Annotated in this window: 4 protein-coding genes; 2 read left to right on the forward strand and 2 right to left on the reverse strand. The window is 38.9% G+C overall.

Annotated elements, in window-relative coordinates:
* Positions 1–288: 288 nt before the first annotated feature.
* Together ACJMMI_RS02495 and ACJMMI_RS02500 are read right to left on the reverse strand one after the other, a co-directional pair.
* Positions 289–1,500, reverse strand: coding sequence for an iron-containing alcohol dehydrogenase (locus ACJMMI_RS02495; protein ID WP_405353181.1), 1,212 nt, complete (start codon positions 1,498–1,500; stop codon positions 289–291).
* A gap of 168 nt (positions 1,501–1,668) precedes the next feature.
* Positions 1,669–2,577 carry a LysR family transcriptional regulator gene (locus tag ACJMMI_RS02500; protein ID WP_405353183.1) on the reverse strand — a complete coding sequence of 303 codons (909 nt, stop codon included), beginning with the start codon at positions 2,575–2,577 and terminating at the stop codon, positions 1,669–1,671.
* Positions 2,578–2,805: 228 nt separating this feature from the next.
* On the opposite strand from ACJMMI_RS02500, the gene fabF reads away from it, so the two are divergent.
* Positions 2,806–4,032 (forward strand): beta-ketoacyl-ACP synthase II, encoded by a 1,227-nt coding sequence (gene fabF, locus ACJMMI_RS02505; RefSeq protein WP_405353185.1) that lies wholly within the window; start codon positions 2,806–2,808, stop codon positions 4,030–4,032.
* 30 nt (positions 4,033–4,062) lie between these two features.
* Positions 4,063–5,629, forward strand: a 1,567-nt coding sequence (locus ACJMMI_RS02510) for a class I adenylate-forming enzyme family protein (protein ID WP_405353187.1), incomplete at its 3' end; no start/stop codon positions are given.

Consider the following 5,629-nt stretch of genomic DNA (forward strand, 5'->3'; position numbering starts at 1 on the left):
CACAGCACTTTGCACTATTATTATGTGCATCTTTCATTTTCCTTGCTCAACCACCTGCCTTACAATAAAAAAAGAAACCGGCAGTATATGGTGGACATTATTTTCTATAATTATGCCAACTGCCATTGGCGTTGGATTGTGCTTTATAGTCAACACAATTTCAAATATTTTTGCATAGAAAAACTGCCCTTGCGTAATTACAAGGGCAGTTCTTGAGGTTATCAAATGAAAACAATATAAATTAAAAGAGTAAGTATAAAATAAAAGGAGATTAATGATAACTAAAAATTAGAAATCAATTTCGAGGTCATAGTAGCAAGCCTTAAGAAGCTTTTCCATTTCTTCCTGACTTGGCTGACGAGGGTTAGAGCCTGTGCAAGCATCTGCAATAGCATTCTTAGCTGTTTCAGGAAGCTTATCCATAAACTCTTTTTCGTCAATAATGCTTGTGTCAGCCTTAACACCGCCAGGACCATAGTTCTTAATAGCCTGTGGAATGTCGAGCTGATCGTTCATTGAGCGAAGCTCTGCAATAAGTGCATCAACGAGCTCCTCTGTTGTGTCGCCCTTAAGGTCAATGAACTTAGCAATCTGAGCATAACGCTCAGCAGCAGTAGCATCTTTTGAGTTATATTTAATTACCTTAGGCAAATACATAGCATTAGCACAGCCATGAATAATATGACCGCCTGAGAATGCAGCACCTGTCTTATGAGCCATTGAATGAACAATACCAAGAAGAGCATTTGAGAATGCCATACCGGCAAGACACTGTGCATTATGCATAGCGTCACGAGCTGTCATATCGCCGTCATAAGATTTTTTAAGGTCATTATGAATCATCTTGATTGCGTGAAGAGCAAGAGCGTCTGTGTAGTCACAGTTAAGTGTAGATACATAAGCCTCAATAGCATGGGTCATAGCGTCCATACCTGTGTGAGCTGTAAGCTTTTTAGGCATTGTTTCTGCAAGTGAAGGGTCAACAATAGCTACATCAGGAGTGATGTTGAAGTCAGCAAGCGGATATTTAATACCCTTATCATAGTCAGTAATTACCGAGAATGCTGTTACCTCTGTAGCTGTGCCTGAGGTTGACGGAATAGCACAGAACTTTGCTTTCTGTCTGAGCTTAGGAAAGCTGAATGGTGTAATAAGGTCTTCAAAAGTAATTTCAGGATACTCATAGAAAGCCCACATAGCCTTTGCTGCATCAATTGGTGAACCGCCGCCCATTGCTACAATCCAATCAGGCTCAAACTCTCTCATAACTGCCGCACCCTTCATAACTGTATCAACAGATGGGTCAGGCTCAACGCCTTCAAAGAGTTTAACCTCCATACCTGCTTCTTTTAAGTAATCTACAGCCTTATCAAGGAAGCCGTTACGCTTCATTGAACCGCCGCCTACTACAACAATAGCTTTTTTACCTTCGAGTGTTTTTAAACTTGAAAGAGCGTCTTCACCGTGATAAAGATCTCTTGGTAATGTGAATCTGTACATTATTATGTCCCCCTATTAGGAAATATTAGTCATCTTTCCATTGACTAAGGCTATTATAACACCTTTTATTTCCAATGTAAAGGGCTTTTGAGTAAAATCTATGTGAATTTATAGAAAAGTTTTTATTACATCACATATTTTATTATATATATTCACAATATAATCACATTACAGGCCGTATATGTTATCTACATCGTTTGCGTATTCTTTTACAAGCTCCAAAAAATGCTTTGCAACCGGGTTGGCAGCGGTTTTACTCCAAGCCATTACATAAGAAATAGTTGTATCAGCATCTGATAACGGTACAAAGGCACAACTTTTGTCAGAAGAAAAATTTAAAAGTGAGCTTGGAACTATTGAAATTCCCATTCCCGATGCAATAGCCATATACATACTCTTTACATCATCAAATGTATTTGCAACATCCGGTGAAATATGAAAAGTACGGTATAAATCCATAATTTCCATATACAATATAGGTGTGATATTTTCAGAAAGCAGTACAAGTCTTTCCCCTGCAAGGTCAGAAATTGAAACACCTTTTCTTCTTGCAAGACTGCTTGCAGTATCAGTAATTACAAAAAGCTGCTCATTGTGGGTTACAATCGACTCTACAGAAGAACTTTCGGGCAGCATATCTCTTGGCATAAAGCAAAAGTCATAGTCACCATTAAGTATATTTCCGTCATCCGAAGAATCAAGCTCTTTTACATCTACTGTAATGTCAGGAAAACGCTTGCGAAATTCCTTTATACATTTTGTAGGAAATGAAAATGAAGTCGGATCACAGGCTACGGTAATTCGTCCCTTTCCGCCATCGTGCATTTGCTTTATTATAGATGTAGCTTTATTTAAGGTTTCAACAATTTCAATAGCGTAAGGAAGCAAAGTTTTACCCTCGTTTGTAAGTAAAACATCTCTATGTGAGCGAATAAAAAGCTGTACTCCAAATTCCTTTTCAAGGTCAATAATATATCTGCTTACTGTTGACTGTGACACATAGTTTCTTCTTGCTGCCTCAGAAAAATTCAATGTTATTGCCACAGTAATAAAGCATTTTAGCTGGCTTATATCCATAAACAAACATTCCTTTCAATAATAAGCAATAACTAATTACGGTAAGTTTGCACTAATTGTATCTTGTTATGCAATATGTGAATAGATAAGTCAAAAATGGAAAATAATTACATTAATCCAATTAATTCTTTTGTTGACCCATGCCATTCTTTCTGCTATAATTTGAGTATAGCATAATAGTATGCAAAAATCAAATAATATAAATTAATTATGCGGCAAGGAGCAGTTATGAAAAAAATTGTTATTACAGGTATGGGTGCAGTTACACCTATCGGCATTGGCGTAGATACTTACTGGAAAAACTTAACCGCCGGCAAATCCGGAATTGACACAATCAAAAGCTTTGACGCTTCAGAACTTGCAGTACAGATTGCAGGCGAAGTAAAGAATTTTAATCCATCAGATTATATGCCAAAGGATCTTATCAGAAAAACAGATCCATTTATGCAGTACGCATATATTGCTGCCGAAGAGGCATTAAAACAAAGTAATCTTGAGATTGAACCTGAGCGTACAGGTATTGTAATGGGTACAGCTATGAACGGCATTGCAACTATTGCTTTTACTCAGGATGCACTTTCAGGTGCAGCACACAAAAAGGTTGGTCCAAGATTTATTCCAAAAATTCTCGGCAATATTGCCGCTGCTAATATAGCTATTGATCATAATATTCAGGGTCCACTCCTTACAGTAAGCACAGCATGTTCATCAGGTGGTGACGCAATCAATACTGCTTGTATGTGCATTAATTCTGGTAAGGCTGATGTAATGCTCGCTGTCGGTGCTGAGTCTGTACTATGCCCGCTCGTTATTTATTCACTTGCAAATGCAAAGGCACTTTCCCGTAGAAATGATTCACCTGATACAGCAAGCAGACCTTTTGATGTTACTCGTGACGGCTTTGTAATCGGCGAGGGCGGCGGTGCTCTTGTACTTGAAACCGAAGAACACGCACTTGCAAGAGGTGCTAAGATTTATGGTGAAGTTCTTGGCTGTGGCAATACGGATGACGCTTACCATGTAACAGCTCCACATCCGGAAGGACGAGGTGCTATTGCTTGTATGAAGCAGGCTATGGCAGAGGCTAATCTTGAGCCTTCACAGATTGGCTATGTAAACGCACATGGTACAGCAACTAACAAGGGCGACACTGTTGAAACCGCGTCAATTAAGACAGTATTCGGCGACAAGCTTCCTTATGTAAGCTCTACAAAGGGGGCTACAGGTCATATGATGGGGGCAGGCGGTATTACTGAAGTTATCACTTGCGTAAAGGCTATTGAAACTGGTGTTGTTCCACCAACTATCAATCTTAATGAAGTTGACCCAGAGTGCTGCGGAATTGACTTTGTTCCAAATACAGCAAAGAACGCAACTATTGACTACGCTATGTCAAACGCTTTTGGCTTTGGCGGTCAGAATTCAAGTATTATTGTAGGCAGATATAAGGCTTAACCTAATGCCTTTATTCGGAAGGAGAAATTTATGCAGCTTACTTACGATTCAGAAATGTTTGTAAAAACCTTTGAAAGTGAATTCACTTGGCTTAACGGCTTTATGAGAAATGTTCGCCGTTTTGGTAACAGAACAGCCGTAATTGACCCACTTCGCAATATTAACTGGACATATTCACAGTTAAACTCTGCGGCTAATAAGTTTGCAAATGCCATGAAAGCAGACGGTGTAAAAAAAGGCAACATTGTGTTTATGCAGCTTTTCAATTCAGCTCAGTTTCTTCTTGGCTATATTGCACCGCAAAAACTCGGTGCTATCGGAAACCCTGCAAACTTTAATCTTTCTCCGGGTGAAACAGCAGAAATTATCGGACACAACAAACCGGTTGTTTATATGTATGATGTAGAAATTCTTGAAACCGTTACAAAGGCACTTGAGATTTCAAAACACACTCCAAAGGTACTTATTGCTGTAAACAATACAGGCAAAGATGTTGAAATTCCTAAGGGACACATTTTATTTGAAGATTACATTAAAAATGCTTCTGAGGAAAATCCGCCTGTTGATTTTGAACCACATATTTATGATGAGGTTGTTCGTTTGCAGACCTCAGGCACAACAGGTACTCCAAAAGGTGTTCCGCTTAACAATGTAAATGAAGTGCTTTCTGCTCATGATGTAATTATGCACTTCCCTCTTAATCCTACTGACATCACAATGAATATGACACCATGGTTTCACCGTGGCGGTTTACATTCAGGTGGTCCTACACCTACTCTTTATGTGGGCGGCTGCATTGTTATTCTTCGCAGCTTCAATCCAAAGACCTGCCTTGAATATGTTGAAAATTATAAAATCACATTTATCACAGGCGTACCGTCTATTCTCACACTGCTTGCAAGCCGACAGGAAAAGCACCCCAAGAATATTTCTTCACTAAAGGGTATAATAACGATGGGCAGTCCTCTTGAAAAAGAAGCTTGTATTCGTTTTCAGAATGTGCTTACTCCCAACATTTTTAACGGTTATGGCACAACCGAATCTTTTTGGAATACATTTTTACGCCCGTATGATTTACCTGAAATGTCCGGCTCAGCAGGTCGTTCATGTACAGATGATGAAGTAAGAATTGTTAATGTATATGATGACAAAAAAGCTGACCCTGACGATACAGTACCTTGTGACGGTAAAACTGAGGGTGAAATTATTATTAAATGTCCAGGAAAAACCACCTATTGCTATGTAGGCAATAAAAAAGCCACTAAAGATAAATTTTCTAATGGCTGGATGTACACAGGTGATGTTGGTGTATGGGACGAAAATCAGTTTGTAACAATTTCCGGTAGAAAAGATGATATGATTATCAGCAAGGGAGAAAATATTTACCCTGCAAGAATCGAAGAAGCTATCAACAAACACCCTAAGGTTTCAGAGTGTATTGTAACAGGTGTGCCTGACAGCGTTCGTGGCGAAAGTGTTGCCGCTTATATTATTCCTGAGGACGATTCTTTGACAGCTGATGAGTTATTTGAATTTTGTGCTAATTCACCTGACATTTCAAAATATCAGGCACCAAGATACTACCGTTTTGTTACAG

It is taken from the genome of Ruminococcus sp. (assembly GCF_045129435.1).
Taxonomy (GTDB): Bacteria; Bacillota; Clostridia; order Oscillospirales; family Acutalibacteraceae; genus Ruminococcoides.